5 protein-coding genes and 1 tRNA gene are annotated in these 3,283 nt (G+C 67.4%); 5 read left to right on the top strand and 1 reads right to left on the bottom strand.

The window, feature by feature from the left end:
* Positions 1-820: TonB-dependent siderophore receptor (locus AC1D12_RS28780; protein ID WP_477844537.1), on the top strand; the 820-nt coding region annotated here is incomplete at its 5' end.
* A gap of 49 nt (positions 821-869) precedes the next feature.
* Positions 870-945: transfer RNA gene (locus AC1D12_RS28775), tRNA-Asn, on the top strand.
* A 39-nt stretch (positions 946-984) separates the two neighbouring features.
* Here AC1D12_RS28775 and AC1D12_RS28770 read toward each other — a convergent pair.
* Positions 985-1,545, bottom strand: a complete 561-nt coding sequence (locus AC1D12_RS28770; protein WP_477825680.1) for an RBBP9/YdeN family alpha/beta hydrolase — start codon at positions 1,543-1,545, stop codon at positions 985-987.
* A 103-nt stretch (positions 1,546-1,648) separates the two neighbouring features.
* Between AC1D12_RS28770 and AC1D12_RS28765 the strand changes: the two genes are divergently transcribed.
* The 3 genes from AC1D12_RS28765 to AC1D12_RS28755 all read left to right on the top strand — a co-directional run.
* Positions 1,649-2,122, top strand: a complete 474-nt coding sequence (locus tag AC1D12_RS28765; RefSeq protein ID WP_477844535.1) for an Lrp/AsnC family transcriptional regulator — start codon at positions 1,649-1,651, stop codon at positions 2,120-2,122.
* A 73-nt stretch (positions 2,123-2,195) separates the two neighbouring features.
* On the top strand, positions 2,196-2,897 hold the full coding sequence (locus AC1D12_RS28760) for a DUF1579 family protein (RefSeq protein ID WP_477844533.1): 702 nt from the start codon (positions 2,196-2,198) through the stop codon (positions 2,895-2,897).
* Between the two features lie 21 nt (positions 2,898-2,918).
* On the top strand, positions 2,919-3,283 hold a 365-nt coding region (locus tag AC1D12_RS28755), incomplete at its 3' end, for a cupin domain-containing protein (protein ID WP_477844531.1).

Here is a 3,283-nt window from a genome sequence, read left to right as displayed (position 1 = left end):
GCTGAAGCGCGAGAGCATCGCGACCGACGGCAGCCAGCCGGTCTCGTACACCGATGGCTTCACGACACCGTGGCTCGCGCTGAGCCACGCGCTGCAGCCGGGCCTGCTGGCGTATGCGAGCTGGGGCCAGGGCATCGAATCGGAAGTGGCGCCGAACCGCGCGCGCTACACGAATGCCGGGCAGGCACTCGCGCCGTTGAAGAGTCGCCAGGTGGAGCTGGGCCTGAAGGGCAGCGCGACGGACCTGAGCTGGGGCCTGGCGGCGTTCGACATCGTGCGCCCGCGCTTCGCGGATGTCGGCAGCAACTGCGCCGACGACACGAACGGCAGCACCTGCACGCACCAGGAAGACGGCGAGCAGCGCCACCGCGGGCTGGAAGCCGAAGGCGCATGGACGGCAGGCGACTGGACGCTGCAAGGCGCGGCGATGTGGCTGCACGCGCGGGTCGAGGATGTCGCGAGCGATGCGACGCTGAACGGCAGGCGCCCGGTCAACGTGCCGGATCGCACGCTGAAGCTGAACCTGAGCTGGCGCGTGCCGCTGCTCACCGGCCTGAACCTCTCGGCCGGCGCGGTGCACGAGGGCGAGCGGATGGTGCTGCCGGACAACAGCCTGTCCATCCCCGGCTGGACGCGCTTCGATGCGGCAGCACGCTACGAGCAGCGGGTGGCAGGCGTCGGCACGCTGACCTGGCGGGTGGGCATCGACAACCTGAGCGACCGCCGCGCCTGGAAGGAAGCGCCGCTGCAGTTCGGGCACGTGTACCTCTACCCGCTCGCGCCGCGGACGGTCCGTGCATCGGTTCAGATCGATTTGTGAAGCGGCTGCCGGAACCGGTGATTTTTCTGTCTATAATCTGAGGCTCAGTTCCTCRATAGCTCAGTYGGTAGAGCGCCGGACTGTTAATCCGTAGGTCCCTGGTTCGAGCCCAGGTCGAGGAGCCAGTATTGACGGGGCCCGCAGCGATGCGGGCCCTTTGTCGTTCAGCCCTTCCCACTCCTTGCCATCGACACGTCCTTCGCCAGGAACTCCTGAAGCAAGGACCAGCCCTTCGGCCACGCCCCGACGCCGCTCGATGCATTGATGTGCCCCAGCGGCCCCACTTCGACCAGGCGGCTGCCCCACTGGCGTGCGCGATGCTTTGCGTAGTCGATGGTGCTGAAGGGATCGCTCGTGCTGGCGACGATCAGGCTCGGGAAGCGCAAAGCACCCTCCGGAACGCCACCGAACCCTGCCGCCGCCGGTGGGAACGAGGACGACTGCGGGTCGGGTACCGCCACCAGGAAGGCTCCCGCAATCTCCCGCTGCGAGATCGCGCTCCAGTGGGCGACGAGCAGGCATGCCAGGCTGTGCGCCACCAGGACCGGCGGCGCAGGCGACGAGGCGACCGCCCTGTCGAGCGCGGACACCCAGTCATCCAACGTGGGCTGATCCCAGCTCGTAGGCTGGAAGCGGCGCAGCTGAGGCTGTCCGCGCTCCCACAAGCTCTGCCAATGCGCCTCGCCTGACCCACCGATGCCCGGCAGGACCACAACATTCTCCATCGATGCCTCCGTTTCCGATGCGCCCAGTCTGCGGCGAGGTGCATCGGCCTGGAATGGCAAAGCATCGGAAAATGGATCGTCGAACCGATGGATTCAAGGTGCCATGGCCCAACGTCAACCAGCGAGCCTGGATGCGACCGACATCAAGATCGTGACGCTTCTCGAGGAGGATGGAAGGCTCGCCGTCAGCGAACTCGGTCGACGTATCGGTCTTTCACAGCCCGCGACATCGGAACGCCTCAAACGCCTGGAGGAGCGAGGCGTGATCGAGGGCTACCGGGCGACCGTCAATCCTGAACGGCTCGGACTCGGCTTGATGGCGATCATCCGCGTGCGGACCACCCACGAACACATCAAGTCGTGCCTGAAGCAGTTTGCGCTGATGCCCGAGGTCATCGAGGTGTACCGGCTGACGGGTGAGGACTGCTTCCACCTGAAGGTCGTCATCCCCTCGGCATCGCAACTGGAGCGGATCGTCGATTCTGTCGCGCGCTACGGGGCCGTCACCACGTCCCTGGTCTTGCGTTCCGAGCGCCCGAAGCCTGTCAGCACGGCGCTGGGGAAATCGGCAGGCTGAACGGTCAGGTGTGTCGCCGCAGGACGAACGGCCAAGCAAACCGGTCGCAGGGCCATGGCCCGACGACGCGTCGGTGAGCAAACTGGATGCTGGCGTTCACGAAAGGCACCCTGTGAAAATCTGCTGGAAGCGCATGCGCGCCACGGTCATCGGTATCGCGGCGCTCGGCCTGGCGCTCGCAGCCACGCAAGCCCAGGACAAGGAGAACGCCACCACGCCGTCCGTCGCGGCGTCCACCGACTTGCCCGCATGGGTGCGCCGCGGATTGCCGGGCCCGGGCCACGCCACGCTCGCGCCCCTGGCGGGCAGCTGGCGCGTGCAGATGGGCATCTACGCGACCCTCGGCCGGAGTGCCGATGCACCGCCGATCACCTCCGACGACATCGTCACACGTCGCCAATGGGTGGCCGGCGGCCGCTACCTCGAGGACACGACCGAGGGCACGCTGGCAAAGTCGCACTACTGGCGTCGCGGCTGGCTGGGCTACGACAACATGGCCGCGCGCTACGAGTGGGTCACGATCGACGAAACGAACGCCGGGATGATGCGTTACGCCAGCAGCACCGGATCGGGGCCGCAGACACGCATTGACCTGTTCGGCAGCTTCGTCGACCAAGGCGTCGCGGGCGAAGCCTTCGTCGGCAAGACGGTCCCGATGCGCACGCTGATACGCATCGAAGGCCCGGACCGCCACGTCATCGAGCTCTACTTCACGCCACCAGGAAAAGCAGAGGCGCTCGCCACGCGCGCGGTCTACACGCGAACCGGGCCGTGACCCGGCGCAAACTCCCCACCCATGAGCGCCTCCCGACCCGACCTCGATCTGCTGAGCCCCGTTCTTCAGGATCTGCGGCTGGTGCGCGCGTCGTACTGCCGCACTGACATGACGGCGCCGTGGGGCGTCCAGATCCCGCGTCAGGACGGCGTGTGTTTCCACTTCGTGGTCGATGGCGAGTGCTGGCTGAGACTGCCGTCGCAGGAGCCCTTCCGGATCGGTCCCGGCGACGTGGCACTGCTGCCGCGAGGCACGGGCCACGCGATTGCCGACGCGCCCACCACGCCCGCCCGGCCGCTCGAGGAGTTCGACCAGGATTCGATCGGCCCGACCACGCACAACATGCGCGCTGGTGGTGGCGGTGCGCGTTCGCTGATGGTCTGCTG

This window comes from Rhizobacter sp. P1_G5, from assembly GCF_056405435.1.
This window is presented reverse-complemented; position numbering and strand designations above follow the sequence as displayed.

What these genes read in the sequence shown, in the direction of transcription:
- AC1D12_RS28765 (WP_477844535.1), top strand. Translation starts at nt 1,649, where the DNA reads ATGGCCCAACGTCAACCAGCGAGCCTGGATGCGACCGACATCAAGATC.
- AC1D12_RS28770 (WP_477825680.1), bottom strand. Translation starts at nt 1,545, where the DNA reads ATGGAGAATGTTGTGGTCCTGCCGGGCATCGGTGGGTCAGGCGAGGCG.